Consider the following 18,405-nt stretch of genomic DNA (forward strand, 5'->3'; position numbering starts at 1 on the left):
CGTGTGGAGGCATGCGCGTGCTGGTGGTGGAGGACGAGCCGTACCTCGCGGAGGCGATCCGCGACGGGCTGCGGCTGGAGGCGATGGCCGCCGACGTCGCGCCCGACGGCGGCGCGGCCCTGGACCTCGTGGCCACCACCGCCTACGACGTGGTGGTGCTCGACCGGGACGTCCCGGTGGTGCACGGCGACGAGGTGGCGCGCCGCGTGGTGGCCGGGCACCCCGGCGTCCGCATCCTGATGCTGACCGCCGCCGGCGGGCTCACCGACAAGGTGACCGGGTTCGAGCTGGGCGCCGACGACTACCTCACCAAGCCGTTCGCGATGCGCGAGCTCGTGCTCCGGCTGCGTGCCCTGGCGCGCCGGCCGGAGGCGACCGCGCCGCCGGTGCTCCAGGTCGGGCCGGTCCGGCTCGACCCCTACCGCCGCGAGGTCTACCGCGACGACCGCTACGTCGCGCTGACGCGCAAGCAGTTCGCCGTCCTGGAGGTGCTCGTGCGGGCCGGCGGCGGCGTGGTCAGCGCCGAGGAGCTGCTCCACCGCGCCTGGGACGAGAACGCCGACCCGTTCACCAACGCCGTGCGCATCACCATCTCCACGCTGCGCAAGCGGCTCGGCGACCCGTGGCTCATCCACACGGTGCCCGGCGTCGGCTACCGGTTCGGCGCGGGGCCCGACGACGGACCCGGGGCATGACGCCCGCCGGGACCGCCCGCCGGCGCGGGCTGTCGGTGCGGATGCGGCTGACGCTCAGCTACGCCGGCTTCCTCGTCGTGGCCGGCACGGTCATGTTCGCGGGCCTCCTGCTCGTGCTGCGGTACGTGCCCGACGAGAACCTCACCGTCATGCGCGGCGGCGGCTTCGCGCCCGACCGCTCCGACCTGCTCGACGTCGCGGTGCCGATCTCGGCGGCCGCCGTCGGCTTCCTGGCTCTGGTGGGTCTCGCGGGCGGCTGGGTCCTGGCCGGCCGCATGCTGCGGCCGCTGGACCGTATCGGCGAGGCGGCGGCGCTGGCCGCCGGTGGTTCGCTCACCCACCGCATCGCCCTGGACGGGCCCGACGACGAGCTGCGCCGGCTCGCCGACACCTTCGACCTCATGCTCGCCCGCCTGGAGCGTGCGTTCGAGAACCAGCGACGGTTCACCGCCAACGCGTCGCACGAGCTGCGGACGCCGAACACCGTGATGAAGGCGCTGATCGAGGTGGCGCAGGCCGACCCGGCCGGGCGGGACGTGGACCGCCTGCTGGAGCGGCTGCACGAGACGAACGAGCGGTCGATCGGGATCGTGGAGTCGCTGCTCCGCCTCGCCCGGCTCGACCACTCGCGCGGCGGGCGCGGTGACCTGCTCGCGGAACCGGCCGACCTCGCCGACGTGGCCCGTGCCGCGCTCGCGGCCGTGCCGGACACCGCGGCCCCGGGCGCCCCACGGATCGTCCCGGTGCTCGGTGCGGCGCCCGTGCGCGGCGACCGCGCGCTGCTCGAGCAGCTCGCCGGCAACCTGGTGGGCAACGCCGTACGGCACAACCTGCGCGCGGGCGGCACCGTCTGGCTGACCACGGGACCCGACGACCAGGGACGGTCGGCCCTGGTCGTCGAGAGCACGGGGGAGCCGCTGGACACGCAGGCGGTGGACACGCTGGTGGAGCCGTTCGTCCGGGCGGCGGACCGGACGCGCCGTCAGGGCCGGGTGCCCGGGAGCGGGCTGGGCCTCGCGATCGTCGCCGCGGTCGCCCGGGCCCACGACGCGGACCTCGCGCTGCGGGCCCGGCCGGGCGGCGGCCTGCGCGTCACGGTCACGTTCCCGGCGGCGGCTCAGCGGGAGGCGAGCGCCGGGTAGAGCGCGGTCAGGGGCGCCGACAGGGCCTCCTTGACCTCGCGGCTCGCCTCGTCGGCGAGCACCTCGTGGTCCCCGGCCTCCAGGCCGTCGAGGATGGCCGCCACCATGTCGCGCGGGTCCTCCTTCGGCACGTCGAGCGCCGCGGTCATCGGCGTGTCCGTGTACCCGAGGTGCGCGCCGACCACGTGCGTGCCCTGGCCGAGCAGCTCGAGGCGCAGCGCGTTGGTGAACGACCAGAAGGCGGCCTTGGTGGCGGAGTAGGTGCCCATGGCCAGCCAGCTGAGCGAGGAGTGCACGTCGACGATCGCGCCACCCCCGTTGCGGCCCAGCACGGGCGCGAACGCCTGCACGACGGCGACCTGGCCGTACACGTTGGTCTCGAAGACCCTGCGGATGTCGTCGAGCGGGGTACGCAGCACCGGCAGGCGCGGCGCGCTGATGCCCGCGTTGTTGATGAGCACCGTCACGTCCGGGGCCTGCTCCGCGGCCGCGGCGACCGACTCGGGCGAGGTGATGTCCAGGGTCAGGGGCACGACGCGCTCGTCGTCCCACGCACGGGGGGTACGGGCGCTGGCGTAGACCTTCGTCGCGCCCCTCAGGAGGGCCTCGGCCACGAATCCGCGGCCGAGGCCGCCGTTCGCACCCGTGACCAGGACGACGGCGTTGCGGAGGTCGGTCATGGATGTACTCGCTTTCTGGCGGGCGCCGGCAGGCACCGCTGAGTTGGAAACTCCAACGTAGCATCTCGATTGGAAAACACAACCCAGCGCGTTAGGCTGGCGGTATGGACGTGACCCCGCGCGAACGCAACGACCGGTGCTCGATCGCACGCAGCCTGCAGGTGCTGGGGGAGAAGTGGTCGCTGCTCGTGGTGCGCGAGGCGGTGCTCGGCGTCACCCGGTTCGCCGACTTCCGCGCGCGGCTCGGTGTCGCGCCCGACGTGCTCGCCGCGCGGCTGGAGACCCTGGTCGAGGGCGGGGTGCTGGAGCGCCGGCCCTACCGGGACGCGGGGCAGCGGCAGCGCGACGAGTACGTGCTCACCCCGATGGGCATGGAGCTCCAGCCGGTGCTGGCCGCCTTCGTCGCGTGGGGCGACGAGCACCGCCCGTCGGGGTTCGGGCCGTCGATCGTGTACGTCGACAAGGAGACGAGCAAGCCCGTGCGCCTGGCGTTCCTGGCCGACGACGGGCGGGAGCTCGGCGTGGACGACGTCACCGTCGTGGCGGGCCCGGGGGCGCCGGTCGCGGCGTGATCCCGGGCCGGGCGGCGCGCCGTGCGGTGCCCGGCCCGGGTGGCGGTCAGTCCTGCGGGGCGTCCGGGGGCGTGGTCGGTAGCGTCGTCCACACCGTCGCGGCGATCTGCGCGGCGCGATCGCCGTCGCGGTCCGCGAGCGCCGCGATGAGGTCGTCGTGGCGGTCCGCGGACGCGGCGCCGGCCACCGAGGAGAACCGGAGCCGCTCGGCGCGGCGCAGCACGGGGGTGTACTGGTCCAGCACGGCGGCCAGCGCCCGGTTGGAGGCGACCCGGACGCAGACGTCGTGCAGCTCGTCGTCGGCCAGGAGCGCCGCCTCGATGTCGCCCGCGTCGACCGCCGCGCGGAACCGGGTGTTCGCCTGGCGCATCGCGTCGAGGTCGTCCGGGGTGAGGTTGCCGACCGACTCGCGCACCGCGAGCTGCTGCATCGCCGCGACCACGTCGCGGGCCTCGTGCACGGCGCGCTCGGACAGGGAGCTCACGGTGGTGGAGCGGCCCGGCTGTGCCGCGACGAGCCCGGCCTCGGCGAGGCGGAGCAGGGCCTCGCGGACCGGGGTGCGGCTGACGCCGAGCCAGCCGGCCAGGTCGATGTCGCGCAGCTGCTCGCCGGGGGCGAGGGTGCCGTCGACGATGGCGTCGCGGAGCCGGTGGTAGACGTCGTCCCGGAGCAGGCGCCGGTCGATCGCCGGGGCGTTCTGTGGGATGGGCATGCAATATATTGCGCTCTCCACGGGAATATACGCAAGCCGCTGTCGCTTCTACCGCGTGCGCGATATATTGCATACTGGTCGCGCGACCGTAGAACGAGAGACAAGGAACCCGTCATGAACCTCAAGCGCTCCCTCCTCGCCGCGGGCGTCGCGCTGGCCGCGGCCTTCGCCGTCGGCACCGCCCCGGCCCTCGCCGGCGGGAAGCCCACCGGGCCCGAGAAGCCCACCGTCGTGCTGGTCCACGGCGCCTTCGCCGACTCCTCGAGCTGGAACGGCGTGCTCCCCGACCTGCAGCGCAAGGGCTACCCGGTCATCGCCCCGGCCAACCCGCTGCGCGGACTGCACAGCGACGCGGCCTACCTGCGCAGCGTGCTCGACACCATCGACGGCCCGATCGTGCTCGCGGGCCACTCCTACGGCGGGTCGGTGCTGAGCGAGGCCGCCGCGGGCGACCCCGACGTCAAGGCGCTCGTCTACATCGCGAGCTTCCAGCTCGACGTGGGCGAGAGCACCGCGGAGCTGGCCGGGAAGTTCCCCGGTGGGCAGCTCGGCGCGGCACTCGACCAGCGGCCGTTCCCCACCGCGGACGGCGGCACCGGCACCGACCTCTACGTCCAGCCCGCACAGTTCCGCCGCGTGTTCGCCGCCGACGTGCCACGCCGCACCACCGACCTGATGGCCGCCACGCAGCGCCCGATCGCGGAGTCCGCGCTCGCCGACACCGCCACGCAGGCTGCCTGGAAGACCATCCCGAGCTGGTCGCTGATCACCACGCAGGACCTGACCATCCCGCTGCGCTCGATGCGCTTCATGTCCGACCGCGCGGGCTCGCACAGCGTCGAGATCAAGGCCTCGCACGCGGTCGCGGTGTCCCGGCCGCACGCCGTGTCCGGCATCATCGACACGGCCGCCCGCGCCACGGCCCGCTGACCCGACCGTCCCCGCCCGACACACCCAGGGAGAACCTCATGTTCGCGACCAGCTCCGCTTCCGGCCACGTCCCCGTCCGTGTGCTGGGCGGCCCGACGGCGGTCCTCGAGTACGGCGGCCTGTGCCTCCTCACCGACCCGACGTTCGACGCACCCGGCGAGTACCCCTCGCCGGGGCGCCCGGTGCTGGTCAAGACGGCACCGTCCGACCTGGGCCCGGCCGACGTCCTGCCCGTCGACGTCGTGCTGCTGTCCCACGACGAGCACCCCGACAACCTCGACGTCGCGGGCCGCGCCCTGCTGACCGACGTACCGCTGACGCTCACGACACCGGCCGGCGCGCAGCGGCTCGGCGGCGCGGCGCGCGGCCTCACCGACTGGGAGACGGTCGAGCTCGGCCGGCCGGACGGCGGGCAGGTCACGGTCACCGGGGTGCCCGCCGTGCACGGCCCCGGCCCGCGCGACCTCATCGAGGCCGGGCTCGGCCAGGTGGTCGGCTTCGTGCTCACGGGCGACGGCCTGCCCACCGTGTACGTCAGCGGGGACAACGCGTCGCTCGACCTGGTGACGGCGGTGGCCGACCGGTTCGGCCCGGTCGACACCGCCGTGCTGCACGTGGGCGCTCCGCGCCTGCCCGTCGTGCTCGACGGCGCGGCGATCGTCCTGACCAGCGTCCAGGCCGTCGAGGCCGCGCGGATCCTCGGCGCCCGCCGGGTGGTCCCCGCCCACTACGACGGCTGGGCCCACTTCAGCGAGGGCCGCGAGGACGTGATCGCGGCCTTCACGGCGGCGGGCCTCTCGGACCTCCTGGACCTCGCCGGCCACTGACGCGCCGGCCCGTCTACCGGGACCGGGTGCCTCCCGGATGTCGTCGTCAGTGCGGAGTGCGGGCTAGCGGCAGAACGGCCGCGCACCGGCGGCACCGAGGATGCCGCCGACCACGTGCCGCTCGAACGAGCCGGCGCCCGGCAGCGTCGAGTCCTCGGTCCAGGCCTCCGGGTCGTGGCCGAGTGACGTGACCCACGCGCGGCCGCCGTCGTAGTACTGGCACCACGACACCGGGTGCTCGCCCGGGTGCCCGGGGTGACCGTTGAACCCGGCGCCCGAGCCGGTCGTGCGGGTGTCCACCTCGGCGAGGAACCGCACGTCCGTCGGGAACGGCTCGAGGTGGTACCACTCGTCGCGGAAGTCCCACCGGCGCGGCAGGTCCCGCGTCGAGACGTCGCGCCGGTCCACCGTGACCACCTGCCCGTCGCGGTGCGGGCCGTGGTCGTAGAAGTGCGTGCCGCCGAGCAGGCCCTGGAACCACGGCCAGTGGTACATCGCGCCCAGCGTGTTGTGGATCGCCACGAACCCGCCGCCCGAGCGGACGTACTGCAGCAGCGTGGTCTGCGCCGCGTCGTCGAGCATGGTGCGGGAGGTGCTGAGGAAGACGACGGCGTCGTACGGCGCGAGCCGGCCGGGGGAGTCGAGCTGGCGCACGTCCTCGGTCCAGTCCACCTCGAAGCCGTGCTCCTGGCCCCAGCGGACCACGGCGTTCTGCGCCACGTGCTCCGCGGTGAGCGGCGGGTTCAGGCCCGGCGGCAGCAGCGGCCCGAGGTGGGCGTGCCGCGAGACGCCGGTCGCGGTGAGCACGAGCACGCGCACCCGGCCGTCGTCCTCGCGGGGCAGGTCCCAGTCGTTGTAGCAGGCCGGGTCGGTGCCGCGGCAGACGCCGTAGTCCGCCACCTTGTCCCGGTACGGTTCCGGGCGACCCCCGGACGACGAGGTCGCACCGAGCCCGGCGAGCAGCGCGGCCAGGATCGCGAGGCCGAGCACCCCCTGTCCGGCGCTGCCGAGCGACTTCCCGAGCACGGATCGAAGCGACATCGCGTTCTCCTCTGCACAGTTCTGCCTCGCTGAGTGCTGGACATTCGCCCTTTCGTGGGGTGGGAAGGGGCGGATACCCCGCACTCAGCGGTCCAGCGCTCGCCGGCCACCACCCGTGTCGGGGCCCTTCGTACCCGGGTTCGGCGGGCAGGCGGACAGGGACAGAACCGAGGCCGCGGCGGGTGCCGCTACGGTCGTGCGTCGGGCTGCTGTCATGGTCCACTCCCTCGTGGGGCCACCTCGTCGTGGCAAGCGCTTCCGTAACCGCTTACGGCACTCTAGGAACTGGGACGCTGGGTGACAAGGATTGTGGGAGTGCGTATCACCCGTACGAGCTGCCCGTGCACGAGCCGACGGCGAGGAGATCAGATGCGGAAGCACACCGCCGGGCTACGCCTGGTCGACGTCGCCGAGCGGGCGGGCGTGTCCATCGCCACCGCGTCCCGCGCCCTGTCGGGGTCCGCCGGGGTCTCGGAGGTGCTGGCCGAGCGGGTACGCGCCGTCGCAGCAGACCTCGGGTACGTCGCCAACGTGCACGCGCGCTCCCTGGCGAGCGGCGCGAGCCCCGGTGTCGGCCTCGTGGTGCACGAGATCGGCGACCCCTACTTCGCCGAGATCGCCAGCGGGGTGCTGGAGGTCGCCGGGGCGCACGACCGCATGGTGCAGATCTGCCACACCGGTCGTGACCCCTACGCGGAGGTGGCCCAGCTGCGGGCGCTGGTCAACGCCCGCGTGGGGATCATCGTCGTCGCGGGGTCGGGGCACCTCGACCGGGACGTCCAGGCCCGGATGAAGGTCGAGGTGCACGCCTTCGAGGCGGCCGGCGGACGGGTCGCCGTCATCGGCCGGCACCCGCAGCTCGGTGTCGACGCCGTGGTGCCGGCCAACGTCGAGGGGGGCCGCGCGATCGCGGAGCACCTGCTCGGGCTCGGGCACCGGCGCATCGCCGTCGCCGCCGGGTCGCGCCGGCTGGCCACGATGGCGGACCGCCTGACCGGCGTCTCCCGGGCGCTCGAGGCCCACGGGCTGCGGCTCGCCGACCTGCCCGTGGTCGAGGCCGAGTTCACGCTGGAGGGCGGCAAGGAGGCCGCCCGGCGCATCCTCGACGAGCACCCGGACGTGACGGCCGTGCTGGCGCTCAACGACGACATGGCGGTCGGCGTCCTGTCGGTGCTCCGGGAGCGGGGCATCTCCGTGCCCGACGACGTCTCGGTCACCGGCTTCGACGACGTCACCGTCGCGGGACACCTGTCGCCCGCCCTGACGACCGTGCACCTGCCGATGAAGGAGATGGGGCGCCAGGCCCTGGAGCTCGCGCTGCTGCCCCGGGCGACCCGCCCGAGGCGCCGTCCGGCGGCGCAGCGCCTGATGGTCCGGGCGTCGACGTCCCGGGCCCGCTGAACCCCCAGACCGCCGCACCCCGCCCTGCTGCCGCACCCCCCTGCGCGGTCCCGGCCGCCCTCCTCCTCTTCGAGACCGAGGTTGCTTCGCTTTGCGGGCCCGCAAAGCGAAGCAACCTCGGTCTCGAAGGGGACTGCAGAGGTGTCGCAGGGGTTGACGCATGCCGTTATGGGTATATGTTTGGTCCATGGCACGAGCAGCGACCACCACCGACGCGTTCAACGCGGTCGCCGAGCCGCGGCGTCGCGAGATCCTCGACGCCCTGGCCGGCGGCGAGCTGGCGGTGGGTGACCTCGTCGAGCTGCTCGGCCTCGCCCAGCCACAGGTGTCCAAGCACCTGCGGGTCCTGCGGGAGGTGGGGCTGGTGGACGTGCGCGACGACGGGCGCCGCCGGCTCTACCGGGTCAACGGCGCGCCGCTGCGGGCGGTGCACGACTGGGTCTCCCGCTACGAGCACCTCTGGAACGAGCGGTTCGACCTGGTCGACGCCGTGCTGGACGAGCTCACCGACACCGGGGCCGAACCCCCCGGGCCGACCACGCCAGAAGGAGACTGAGATGACCACGACGACCAAGGGCAGCGCCGTCCTGACGCTGCCGTCCGACACCGAGATCCTGGTGACCCGGGAGTTCAACGCACCGCGCGACCTCGTGTGGCGCGTGTTCACCGAGCCCGAGCTGATCCGGCGCTGGTGGGCCGGGCAGCGCGGCACCGTGACCGAGGCGAGCGTGGACCTGCGGGTGGGCGGCACGTGGCGCTACGTCATGACGACGACCGACGGCTTCGACGTCGCCTTCCACGGCGAGTACCGCGAGATCGAGGCACCCGCGCGGATGACGCACACGGAGGTCTTCGAGGGGATGCCCGACGGCGACTCGGACCCCAGCCTCAACCACTACACGTTCGCCGAGCACGACGGCCGCACCACGCTCACGGTCCGCACCGTCGTGTCGAGCAAGGAGGTGCGCGACATGATCATCGCCACCGGCATGGAGGGCGGGATGCAGGAGGGCTACGACCTGGTGGAGGAGCTCGCCGTGGAGCTCGCGGGGGAGCAGGCGCCGGCGTGACACGCGCTCCGGCCACTGCGGGCGGCGCGCGGCCGGTGCCGCGCGCCGCCCGCCGTCGGATGCCGGGTCAGGTCATGCAGGGTCAGGCCGTCTGCGCGCCCCGCCGCCCCGTGCCCAGGAGGACCGACGCAGCCGCGAGCAGCACGAGCATGAGCACGCCGAAGGCGAGCACGGCGGTGCCGGCCGGCACGGTCCGCAGCAGGATCCCGAGCAGCACCACCGGCAGCGACATGCCGGCGTAGGCGGCGAGGAACAGGCCGGCCAGGGCCTCGGCGCGCGAGCCGCCCGCCGCGACGGAGACCACGGTGCCGACCCCGGACTTGAACAGGGTGCCCGCGCCCGCGCCGGTGACGACGCCCCCGATCACGAGCAGGGGGAAGACCGCGGCGAGCATCGCGCCGACGATGAGGACGAGCCCCGCGGTCAGGAGGGACACCCCGAGCACGTGCTGCGTCCGCACACCGCGCCGGCCCGTGACGATCTGGGCCAGGCCGGCCGCGCCGAACACCGTGAACGTCACGGCCCCGGCCACGCCGTGCGACGTGACGTGCAGGTCGTGCGCCAGGAAGGACGGCGCGAGCGAGGTGAACAGCCCGAACATCGCGAAGCTGACGAACGCCGCCACGAGGGCGCCCGCGTACCGGCCGCGCGACTCGGCGGGCACCGTGACGCGCTGCGGCCGGTAGTGCCACGGCTCGTCGACGGCCTCGACGGTCTCGGGCACGAACGCCACGAGCAGCAGGCCGAGCACCAGGGCGAACAGGAACACGAGGTAGGGGGTGTGCAGGGGAGCGGGTGCGATGTCGGCCAGGATGCCCGCCACGAGCGGGCCCGCCCCGATGCCGCCGAGGTTCGCCGCGGTCGAGATGGTCTCGGCGTGCCGGCTCGGCGGCCTGCCGGCGGCCGCGCGCCCGGCCGCGAGCAGCTCGGTGAGGTGCGCGGTGGCGGTCGCGGTGAGCAGCCCGATGCCGAGGCCGGAGAGGACGCGCGCGACGAGCAGCGGGCCGAGATCGGTCGACGTGACGAAGACGAGGCCCGCGAGCACGTTGAGCAGCACGGCGGGTGCGATGAGGCGCAGGCGGCCGAAGCGGTCCGACAGGTGCCCCGCCAGGAACAGGGCCGCGGCGACGCCGACCGCGTACGCGGCGAACACCAGGGTGACGGCCAGCGGGCCGAACCCCTCGCGTTCCTGGTAGAGGACGTACAGCGGCGCGGGCGCGCCCGCGAAGGCCATCGTGACGGCGAAGAGGGCGGCCACGATCCAGAAGCCGCGGGCGTGGTGCCGGGGCCGGCGTCGGGCGAGCGTCCCGGTCTCTGGCTGGTCCGGGAGGCCGGACGGTCGAACGGTGGTGGAGGGTGTCACGCCTACGATCGTGCGCCTGCCGGGTCATCAAGTCCAACGAATCCTGGCGAACCCGATTATCGCGATCGGCGATACTGAGACGATGCAGCCGCACCAGCTCCAGTACTTCGTGGCGATCGCCGAGACGGGCAGCTTCACCGCCGGCGCCCAGCGGGCCCGGGTGGTGCAGTCCGCGGCGTCGGCGGCCGTCAAACAGCTCGAGCGTGAGCTCGGGTGCGTGCTGTTCGTGCGCGGACGGCGCATCGCGCTGACCCCGGAGGGCGAGGCGCTGCTGCCCCGGGCGCGGGACGTGCTCGCCGCCATCGACGCGGCCCGGGCGGCGGTGGCTGCGACGCGCGGCCAGATCGTCGGCACCGTGAGCCTCGGCATGATGAACCACCTGGCCCGCTTCGACGTCGCGGCCCTGCTGGCCGACTTCCGGCGGGCGCACCCCGGCGTCGTCGTGCACGCGCGGCAGACGGGGACCGGGTCGCGGGGGAGCCTGGAGGCGGTGCGCCGCGGCGACCTCGACCTGGCGCTCGCCTCGACGGTGTCGGAGACGGCCCCCGGGCTCGTGCTGCGCACGCTGGACAGCGAGCCGATCCGGTTCGTGTGCCACCGGACCCACCCGCTGGCCGGCACCGGCACCGTCCGGCTCGCGCAGCTCGCCGACGAGCCGTTCGTCGAGTCGCCCGTCGGGTGGGGCAACCGCGCCGTCGTCGACCAGGCGTTCGCCGCCGCGGGCCTGCGGCGCGACGTGCACACGGAGGCGACCGACTTCGTGCTGGGCCAGGCGCTGGTGCGCGAGGGCCTGGGGGTGATGTTCGTGCCGGCGTCCGCGGTGTCGCCGGACCCGGAGATCGTCGCGCTCGACGTCGAGCCGGCACTCACCTGGAGCGTCCGGCTCGCCCACTCGGCGAGCCGCCCGCTGTCGGCCGCCGCGGCCGCGCTCGCCGACCGGCTCGAGCGCGGCGCCCCGCACGGCCGCGCGGGCACCCGAAGCCGTTAGCGCGGGCAACTATGTAAGGTGCAGGTAACCCCCTCGCGAAGGATCGTGCCTGCCCCATGAGGTTCCGCTTTCCCCCTGCCGACCGTTCCCGGCTCACCCGCATGCCGAGCCCGAACCTGGTGATCGCGGTGCTCGCGTTCGCCGGCATGGGCGCGTCGTTCATGCAGACGATCCTGCTGCCGATCCAGTCCGAGCTGCCGGTGCTGCTCGGGACGTCGCGCGACGTCACGGCGTGGGTCATCACGGTGACGCTCCTGGTGGCGGCGATCTGCACGCCCATCTCCGGGCGGCTGGGCGACATGTACGGCAAGAAGACGGTCGCGCTCGCGCTGCTCGGCCTGCTGGCGCTGGGTTCGGTGGTCGCGGCGCTGTCGCCGTCGGTGGTGCTGCTCATCGTCGGCCGGGGCCTGCAGGGCATGGGCATGGGCGTCGTACCGCTCGGCATCTCGATCCTGCGCGACGTGCTCCACCGCGACCGCCTCGGCTCGGGCATCGCGCTGGTCAGCGCCACGCTCGGCGTCGGCGGCGCGCTCGGCCTGCCCATCAGCGCATTCGTCACCGAACGCTACGACTGGCACGTGGTCTTCTGGGTCGCCGCGGGCATCGGGCTGCTCGCGCTGGCGCTGGTCGCGTGGGTGGTGCCCGTGAGCACGCTGCGCACGGGCGGGCGGCTCGACGTCGTCGGCGTGACCGGCCTTGCCGTCGGCCTGACCGGGGTGCTGCTGGCGGTCTCGCGCGGCAACGACTGGGGCTGGGGCTCGCCCCGCACGCTCGGGCTGCTGCTCGGCGGCGCCGCCGTGCTCCTCGTATGGGGCTGGTACGAGCTGCGCGTGCCGGAGCCCCTGGTCGACCTGCGGGTCACGGCACGCGGCACGGTGCTGTTCACCAACCTCGCCTCGATCGCCATGGGCTTCGCCCTGTTCGCGTCGAACGTCGTCTTCCCCCAGCTCCTGGAGCTGCCGACGGCGGCCGGCGGCCTGGGCCTGAGCCTGATGCAGGCGAGCCTCGTGCTCATGCCGTCCGGCCTGGTGATGCTCGCGATGTCGCCCGTGGCCGGGCGGCTCGAGCACCGCATCGGCCCCAAGCCGCTGCTCGCCGCCGGCGCGGCCGTCATCGCGGTCTCCTACGTGATCGCCGTGGTGGTCGACCTCGACGTGTGGAGCGTGCTCGTGGTCAACGTCGTGGTCGGCGTCGGCATCGGGCTGGGGTTCGCGGCGATGCCCGCCCTCATCATGCGGGTGGTCCCCGCGCACGAGACCGGGGCCGCGAACGGGCTCAACACCCTCATGCGGTCCCTGGGCACGACGTCGGCCGCCGCCGTCGTGGGCGGGGTGCTCGCCGCGGGCGGCGCGGAGCTGGACGGCGTGCCCGTCCCGTCCGACGACGCCTTCCGCACCGCCCTGCTGCTGGGCCTGCTCGCCTCGGTCGTGTGCACCGTGCTGGCGCTGCTGATCCCGCGGCCCACACCTCCCGCCCACGAGCACACCTCGCTGCCGGACGGCGTGCTGTAGCGCGGGCGAGTGCCGGGCGCGGCGAGATGCGCGCCCGGTGGGTCCGGCGGGGCGACCCTCTCGCGCGCGGGTGTTGCTGAGCGTCGACGGTGTCTACTCAGTGCAACGTCTGTGAGCGCAACGTCTGCTCAGCGCAACCGACGGGAGCGAGCCGCGCCGCGTGCGCCTCTCGGCAGGACGCCGCCGCCCCGGCGTGGCAGGCTGTGCGCCATGTTGAGAACGACTCTCGTTCGCGGCTCAGCGCGCGGGGCGTGCTGACGTGGCGACCCTCCTGATGATCGAGAGCTGGCTCCAGTCGACCGGCCTCGCCCTGCCGACCCTCCTGCGCGACTCCGGTCACCGCTACGTGCTCGTCACCCGCGACCCCGACCTGTACCGGCTGCCCGACGGCGCGCCCCACCCCGTCCTCGCGCTGGCCGCCGAGGTGGTCGTCGCCGAGACCAACGACGACGACGCCCTGCTCGCCGCCGTCGACCAGGTCGCGACGCGGCACCCCGTCGACGGCGTGCTCACCACCTGCGACTACTACCTGCCCGCCGTCGCGCGCGTCGCCGAGGGGCTGGGCCTGCCCGGGGCATCCGCCGCCGCCCTGCGCACCGCCACCCGCAAGCACCTGGTGCGCCGGGCGCTCGCGGCCGCCGGCGTGCCCGACGTCCCGTTCGCCGTCGCGGCCGACGAGGCGCAGGCCCGCAAGGAGGCCGCGGGTCTCGGCTACCCCCTCGTGGTCAAACCCGTCGACATGAACTCCGGCACCGGCGTACGCCGCGTGACCGACGAGGCGGGGCTGGCGCTCGCCGTCGCCGAGATCACCGGACCCGAGCGCAACACCCGCGACCAGCCGCTGGAACGGCTCGTGCTGCTCGAACGGGTCCTGGACGGTCCGGAGTACAGCGTCGAGACCGTGACCCGCGACGGCGTCACACGGGTGCTGGGCATCACCGCGAAGTCGGTGGCAGAGCCCGGCGTCGAGGCGGGGACGGGGTTCGTCGAGTCGGGGCACCTGTTCCCGGCCCCGCTCCCGCCCGAGCAGCGGGACGCGATCGAGCGGCACGTCGTCGCGGCGCTCGCCGCCGTCGGCCTGACGCACGGCATCAGCCACACCGAGGTGCGGCTCACCGCGGCAGGCCCGCGGCTCATCGAGCTCAACCCGCGCCAGGGCGGCGGGTACATCTTCGAGCTGGTCCGCCTCGTCACCGGCTACAACCCGCTGCGGGTGCTGGTGGACCTGGCGCTCGGCCGCGAGCCGGCGCCCGGTCCGTCGGTCGCCACGAGCGCCGCGGTCAGGTTCCTGCTGCCCCCGGCGGACGGCGTCGTGCGGGAGGTGCGGGGTGCGGAGCGCCTGAGGGACGACGACCGCGTGCTCGGCCACGAGACGCCGTCGCCCGGCCGCGCGGTGCGGCCGGGCGACAACAACGAACGTATCGGGCACGTGCTGGTCGCGGACCCGACCGGGCACGCGGCCAAGGACTGGGCCGACGAGCTCGTCGCCGGGCTCGAGGTGCGGGTGGACCCGGTGGCCTGACGGCCGCGCCCGGACATGCGAACGCCCCGGCGCCATGGGCGTCGGGGCGTTCGTCAGCGGGTCAGCGTTCCTCGCGGAAGTCGACGTGCTTGCGGATGACGGGGTCGAACTTGCGCAGTACGAGCCGGTCAGGATCGTTGCGCCGGTTCTTGCGGGTCACGTAGGTGAACCCGGTGCCCGCCGTCGAGCGGAGCTTGATCACGGGACGCAGGTCGGTACGTGCGGCCATCAGTGACCACCCTTGTTGTCGCTGGTGTGCTTGGCGTAGCGCTGCCGGAACTTCTCGACCCGGCCGGCGGTGTCGACCACGCGGGCCGAACCGGTCCAGAACGGGTGGCTGGCGCTGCTGATCTCGACGTCCACCACCGGGTAGGTGTTGCCGTCGGACCACTCGATGCTCGCCCGAGGGCGGCCGGGGCCGGCGTCGGTGTCACCCGCGAGCGTCGAGCGGGTCAGGAACGTGAAGCCGGCACTCGTGTCCCGGAAGACGACCGGGCCGTAGGTGGGGTGGATGTTCTTCATGGTGTGCTCCTTCCGCTCAGCCCTGGCGCGCCTTCCAGCGCGGGTTGAGCCGGTTGATGACGAACGTCTTTCCGCGGCGGCGCACGACCTTCGCGCCGAGCTTGTCCTTCAGGGACCGCAGTGATGCGCGAACCTTCATGAGTCGCTCCTTCTTCTCGGGTCGCGCGTCACCAGCTGGACGTGGTGACGCCGGGCAGCTCGCCCCGGTGGGCCATCTCGCGCAGGCGGATGCGCGACAGGCCGAACTTCCGCGAGTAGGCGCGGGGCCGTCCGTCGACGACGTCGCGGTTGCGCACCCGGGTGGCGCTCGCGTCGCGGGGCTGTCGGGCGAGCTCGCGGACGGCGGCCATGCGGTCGACGTCCGGCAGGTCCAGGTTCCGCAGCGTGCGGCGCAGCTCGGCGCGGCGCTCGGCGTACCGGGCCACCAGCTCACGCCGTCGGGCGTCCGCCGCGATCTTCGACTTCTTGGCCATGGAACCTCTCCTGGTGTCTCGTCACGCGCTACATGGATCTACAACTGAGAACGGTTCTCATGTATTCCGCGCTGGTGGAGATGGTTCCAGGGTTCGTTCCCTCCACTCCTGGAACGGGCGGCGGCCGCGGAATCATCCCGGTCTCAAGTGCTGCCTGAGGGTTGGGACGGGGGAGGGCTCAGGTTCAACTTCAGGTTGAGGGTTCGGTGCGGCACGGGGGCACGCGGGAGTGGTGGCGCCGTGGGGCCACCAGATGTCAGTCGGTGGGGCGGGCGGTGAGGGTCGGGTCAGCGGGGGCAGAGGTAGGCCGCCGACGTCGGGCGGGTGCCCGACGGGGTGGTCCAGCTGGCCGGGCCCGACGTGACCCGTGCCCACCCGAGGCGTTCGTAGAGGCGGACGGCGGGGCCGCCGTCGTCCACCACGTCGAGCGCGAGGCGACGGCCGCGGCGCGTCGGGGCGTCCTCGACACGTTCGAGGAGCGCGGCGGCGACGCCGGTGCCGCGCGCCGCGGGCGTGACGAACAGGCGGCTGATGCCGGCCAGTCCCGTCAGGGAGACCCCGGCGGCCTCGGCGAGACGGTCGGCGTGCTCGACCAGCTTGCCGTCGACGAGCATCACGTGGCCGACGAGGACGCCGTCCGCCAGCGCCACCCAGGCGCCGAGGGTGCCCTCGGGGGTGAGCCAGGCGTGCGGGTCGTCGGGCCAGGTGAGGGGATAGCGGTCGTGCTCGTGGACCAGCCGGAGGGCCTCGACCGCGCGGTCCAGGTGGGCCGTGTGGCGCGGGGCGATGAGGAGGTCGGGCACGCGGACAACGTAGCGGATCGGTGCGGCAGGGGTTCGGTCAGCCGCAGGGGTCGCCGCCGGAGTAGCACGGATCGTCGTCGACGTACCGCTCCGTGGGCGGCGGTTCCCTGACGGTGCCCAGGTCGACGTGCGGCACGGCGAGCACCGTCACGGCGACCAGCGCGAACACCGCCACCAGGGTGTGCCAGACGTAGGCGAAGCCGCGTGCGTCCCGTCGCCGGGCGGAGTGGAACGTCCACGCGACGCCGGCCACCATGAGGGCCGAGACGACGAGGTAGGTCGCAGTGTGCTCCGGCCGGGGGTCGGTAGAGGTCAGGAACCCGTAGGCGCTCCAGAGGTTGACGAGCAGCACCAGCGGGCCGATCAGCGCGGCGAACAGCGAGCCGAGCGCCTCACCCGCGACACCGGGGCGATCCGCTGCCCGCTTGTCGTCCCGGTCGGTCGGCATGCGCACTCCTGTCGTCGGCAGTCGTCGTGGCCCGGATCGTACGCGCCGGGAATTCGTGCGGCGGAAGTGCCGTGCCTGTTCGGGCCCTGCTGCCGTACCCGTCCCCGCACCCCGACGCGCGACCGCCCCGCCTGCTGCGGTTCAGCGCCCGGCACTGGCAGGCCGTCGTGGACGGCGCCAAGACGGCCACCATGCGCCTCGGGGACCGCGTCGCGCCAGGGCCGGTCACGATGCTCTTCGAGTTCGAGGACCGGTACCGGTCCCTGTCCGGGATAGTCGAGTCAGCGGAACCGATCCGCTTCGCCGACATCGCCGACACGCAGGCCGCGGCGGAGGGCTGTTCTGCCGACGAGCTGAGGGCTTCGTCGCGGGCGTACGACGACCCGGGGATCGGCGACGAGGACCTGATCTATCACCTCCGCTTTCGAGCGGACCAGCCCGACTGATCAGACCGCGGCTAGGGCGTGTTTCGGAAGTCGTTAGCGCTGTGTGATCCAGTTCAGGACGTCGGTGGCGATGGTGGCGGGGTCGGCGGCGATGGTCGTGTCGTCCTGATCGGTGACCGGGTCGAGGCGTTCGATGTCGTAGCCGCCCAGGCCTCCACGACGGGTCAGCACGGCGATGGACCACTCCAGGTCCTCGTCGTCGGGGTAGACCACGAAGAAGGTGTTGTCCCTGGTGTTCAACGCACCGATCATCCTGACCAGGGCGGCGTGGTCAGGGTGCGGGACGTGGTCGCCGCCCTCGGCGTCGGCGTAGTAGCTCACGGCGACCAGGATGCCAGCGGTCGGCCCGCCCGGACGACGGCGACGATCCAGTCATCGATCGCGGCGACCTTCACGCTCGCCTCGTAGCGGACCTGGAGCTTGTCATACCTCGTGGCCACGGCGCGGTGGCGCTTGAGCCGGTTGAACATGCACTCCACCGCGTGCCGCTTCTTGTAGTCCTCGTAGTCGACCTTCGGCGGCCGCCCACCCGCCGAGCCCTTCTTGAGACGGTTGGCGCGGTGGTCCTTCTTCTCCGGGATCGTGGCCCTGATACCGCGGCGGCGCAGCAGACGACGGTTACCCGCCGAGGCGTAGGCCTTGTCACCGCGGACCCGGTCCGGCGTCGTGCGCGGCCGCCCGATCCCGCCCGGCCGCGCCACGCGCACCTGGTCAAGCACCGGCCCCAGCTGCGGACTGTCACCCCGCTGCCCACCAGTGATGACCATCCCCATGAGCTTTTGCCCCTGCTCGCAGGCCGCGTGGATCTTCGTGGTCCACCCACCGCGCGAGCGACCCAGCCCGTGATCGACCGGCTCGGCCCCGGGTGGCTCCTTCTGCTCATCGGGGTCCTTGCGCGCGCCGGCGGCGTGCTGGTGCGCGCGGGCGATCGTGGAGTCCACCGCCACCTCCCAGCAGATCTGCCCGCCACCGTCTGCCAGCGTCCGCAACACGTCCAGGACCTGGTCCCAGACACCCTCACGCTGATAGCGGCGAAAGACCCGATACAGGCTCGACCATGGCCCGTACCGGTCAGGCACGTCCCGCCACGGGCATCCTGCTCGGACCCGGTGCCGGATCCCGTCGACCTGCCGCCGCAGATTCCGTGCCGGACGACCACGCGCCGCTACCGGCAGCAACGGCCCGACCACTGCCCACGCCTCGTCCGTCAGATCATGTCGTCCAGCCGCGTCCACCACGAACCCGAAGCATGCCGAAAC

The 18,405-nt window shown here is 73.6% G+C and carries 24 protein-coding genes; 12 read left to right on the forward strand and 12 right to left on the reverse strand.

From position 1 onward, the window contains the following. The first annotated feature begins 11 nt into the window (after positions 1-11). Entirely contained in the window at positions 12-695 is a 684-nt protein-coding gene (locus tag APR03_RS19945; protein ID WP_253838594.1) for a response regulator transcription factor, read from the forward strand. After that, complete coding sequence (locus APR03_RS19950) at positions 692-1,837, forward strand: sensor histidine kinase (RefSeq protein ID WP_253838595.1); 1,146 nt, start codon at positions 692-694, stop codon at positions 1,835-1,837. The genes APR03_RS19945 and APR03_RS19950 overlap by 4 nt, the downstream gene beginning before the upstream one ends. On the opposite strand, the gene APR03_RS19955 is transcribed toward APR03_RS19950, so the two are convergent. Next, positions 1,813-2,517: an SDR family oxidoreductase gene (locus APR03_RS19955; protein ID WP_253838597.1), complete on the reverse strand. Its 705-nt coding sequence runs from the start codon at positions 2,515-2,517 to the stop codon at positions 1,813-1,815. The two genes, APR03_RS19950 and APR03_RS19955, sit on opposite strands and share 25 nt — an antisense overlap. 104 nt (positions 2,518-2,621) lie before the next feature. Here APR03_RS19955 and APR03_RS19960 point away from each other — a divergent pair, with 104 nt between their 5' ends. Continuing rightward, complete coding sequence (locus tag APR03_RS19960; protein WP_253838599.1) at positions 2,622-3,089, forward strand: winged helix-turn-helix transcriptional regulator; 468 nt, start codon at positions 2,622-2,624, stop codon at positions 3,087-3,089. Positions 3,090-3,135: 46 nt separating this feature from the next. Here the strand turns inward: APR03_RS19960 and APR03_RS19965 are convergent, their stop codons facing one another. After that, a complete protein-coding gene (locus tag APR03_RS19965; protein WP_253838601.1) occupies positions 3,136-3,801 on the reverse strand; it encodes a GntR family transcriptional regulator in 666 nt (221 codons plus the stop codon). Between the two features lie 114 nt (positions 3,802-3,915). On the opposite strand from APR03_RS19965, the gene APR03_RS19970 reads away from it, so the two are divergent. Together APR03_RS19970 and APR03_RS19975 are read left to right on the forward strand one after the other, a co-directional pair. Continuing rightward, a complete protein-coding gene (locus tag APR03_RS19970) occupies positions 3,916-4,731 on the forward strand; it encodes an alpha/beta fold hydrolase (RefSeq protein WP_253838604.1) in 816 nt (271 codons plus the stop codon). Between the two features lie 38 nt (positions 4,732-4,769). Further along, the gene (locus APR03_RS19975; RefSeq protein WP_253838606.1) at positions 4,770-5,558 is read left to right on the forward strand and encodes an MBL fold metallo-hydrolase; all 789 of its coding nucleotides are present in this window, start codon (positions 4,770-4,772) and stop codon (positions 5,556-5,558) included. 63 nt (positions 5,559-5,621) lie between these two features. On the opposite strand, the gene APR03_RS19980 is transcribed toward APR03_RS19975, so the two are convergent. Further along, a complete protein-coding gene (locus APR03_RS19980) occupies positions 5,622-6,599 on the reverse strand; it encodes a ThuA domain-containing protein (protein WP_253838608.1) in 978 nt (325 codons plus the stop codon). Between the two features lie 369 nt (positions 6,600-6,968). On the opposite strand from APR03_RS19980, the gene APR03_RS19985 reads away from it, so the two are divergent. The 3 genes from APR03_RS19985 (at position 6,969) to APR03_RS19995 (ending at position 9,070) form a co-directional block, all read left to right on the forward strand. Further along, positions 6,969-8,000 (forward strand): LacI family DNA-binding transcriptional regulator, encoded by a 1,032-nt coding sequence (locus tag APR03_RS19985; RefSeq protein WP_253838610.1) that lies wholly within the window; start codon positions 6,969-6,971, stop codon positions 7,998-8,000. Positions 8,001-8,187: 187 nt separating this feature from the next. Further along, entirely contained in the window at positions 8,188-8,556 is a 369-nt protein-coding gene (locus tag APR03_RS19990; protein ID WP_253838612.1) for an ArsR/SmtB family transcription factor, read from the forward strand. Position 8,557: 1 nt separating this feature from the next. Next, positions 8,558-9,070: an SRPBCC family protein gene (locus APR03_RS19995; RefSeq protein WP_253838618.1), complete on the forward strand. Its 513-nt coding sequence runs from the start codon at positions 8,558-8,560 to the stop codon at positions 9,068-9,070. An 82-nt stretch (positions 9,071-9,152) separates the two neighbouring features. Here the strand turns inward: APR03_RS19995 and APR03_RS20000 are convergent, their stop codons facing one another. Further along, positions 9,153-10,433 (reverse strand): MFS transporter, encoded by a 1,281-nt coding sequence (locus APR03_RS20000; protein ID WP_253838620.1) that lies wholly within the window; start codon positions 10,431-10,433, stop codon positions 9,153-9,155. Positions 10,434-10,515: 82 nt separating this feature from the next. Here APR03_RS20000 and APR03_RS20005 point away from each other — a divergent pair, with 82 nt between their 5' ends. The 3 genes from APR03_RS20005 to APR03_RS20015 all read left to right on the forward strand — a co-directional run bounded on the left by APR03_RS20005 (position 10,516) and on the right by APR03_RS20015 (position 14,454). Further along, a complete protein-coding gene (locus APR03_RS20005; protein ID WP_253838622.1) occupies positions 10,516-11,421 on the forward strand; it encodes a LysR family transcriptional regulator in 906 nt (301 codons plus the stop codon). Positions 11,422-11,522: 101 nt separating this feature from the next. Further along, entirely contained in the window at positions 11,523-12,932 is a 1,410-nt protein-coding gene (locus APR03_RS20010) for an MFS transporter (RefSeq protein ID WP_253838624.1), read from the forward strand. 259 nt (positions 12,933-13,191) lie between these two features. Then, positions 13,192-14,454, forward strand: a complete 1,263-nt coding sequence (locus tag APR03_RS20015) for an ATP-grasp domain-containing protein (protein ID WP_253838626.1) — start codon at positions 13,192-13,194, stop codon at positions 14,452-14,454. A 61-nt stretch (positions 14,455-14,515) separates the two neighbouring features. Here the strand turns inward: APR03_RS20015 and rpmG are convergent, their stop codons facing one another. The 6 genes from rpmG to APR03_RS20045 form a co-directional block, all read right to left on the reverse strand. Next, positions 14,516-14,683 carry a 50S ribosomal protein L33 gene (gene rpmG, locus APR03_RS20020; protein ID WP_253838631.1) on the reverse strand — a complete coding sequence of 56 codons (168 nt, stop codon included), beginning with the start codon at positions 14,681-14,683 and terminating at the stop codon, positions 14,516-14,518. Next, positions 14,683-14,976: a type B 50S ribosomal protein L31 gene (locus APR03_RS20025; RefSeq protein WP_253838633.1), complete on the reverse strand. Its 294-nt coding sequence runs from the start codon at positions 14,974-14,976 to the stop codon at positions 14,683-14,685. Before APR03_RS20025 ends, rpmG begins: the two co-directional genes overlap by 1 nt. Positions 14,977-14,992: 16 nt before the next feature. Then, positions 14,993-15,115, reverse strand: a complete 123-nt coding sequence (gene ykgO, locus APR03_RS20030) for a type B 50S ribosomal protein L36 (protein WP_253838635.1) — start codon at positions 15,113-15,115, stop codon at positions 14,993-14,995. A gap of 28 nt (positions 15,116-15,143) precedes the next feature. Further along, the gene (gene rpsN / locus APR03_RS20035) at positions 15,144-15,449 is read right to left on the reverse strand and encodes a 30S ribosomal protein S14 (RefSeq protein WP_253838642.1); all 306 of its coding nucleotides are present in this window, start codon (positions 15,447-15,449) and stop codon (positions 15,144-15,146) included. A gap of 287 nt (positions 15,450-15,736) precedes the next feature. Then, positions 15,737-16,252, reverse strand: coding sequence for a GNAT family N-acetyltransferase (locus APR03_RS20040; protein ID WP_253838645.1), 516 nt, complete (start codon positions 16,250-16,252; stop codon positions 15,737-15,739). 37 nt (positions 16,253-16,289) lie between these two features. Continuing rightward, positions 16,290-16,700: a DUF6234 family protein gene (locus APR03_RS20045; protein ID WP_253838647.1), complete on the reverse strand. Its 411-nt coding sequence runs from the start codon at positions 16,698-16,700 to the stop codon at positions 16,290-16,292. Positions 16,701-16,771: 71 nt separating this feature from the next. Between APR03_RS20045 and APR03_RS20050 the strand changes: the two genes are divergently transcribed. Further along, positions 16,772-17,146: an ASCH domain-containing protein gene (locus APR03_RS20050; protein WP_253838648.1), complete on the forward strand. Its 375-nt coding sequence runs from the start codon at positions 16,772-16,774 to the stop codon at positions 17,144-17,146. 33 nt (positions 17,147-17,179) lie between these two features. On the opposite strand, the gene APR03_RS20055 is transcribed toward APR03_RS20050, so the two are convergent. After that, the gene (locus APR03_RS20055) at positions 17,180-17,467 is read right to left on the reverse strand and encodes a hypothetical protein (RefSeq protein WP_253838650.1); all 288 of its coding nucleotides are present in this window, start codon (positions 17,465-17,467) and stop codon (positions 17,180-17,182) included. Continuing rightward, positions 17,464-18,381, reverse strand: a complete 918-nt coding sequence (locus APR03_RS20060) for an IS5 family transposase (protein ID WP_372494965.1) — start codon at positions 18,379-18,381, stop codon at positions 17,464-17,466. Before APR03_RS20060 ends, APR03_RS20055 begins: the two co-directional genes overlap by 4 nt. Positions 18,382-18,405 lie beyond the last annotated feature (24 nt).

This window comes from Promicromonospora thailandica, assembly GCF_024171955.1.
In the GTDB taxonomy this organism is placed as follows: domain Bacteria; phylum Actinomycetota; class Actinomycetes; order Actinomycetales; family Cellulomonadaceae; genus Promicromonospora; species Promicromonospora thailandica.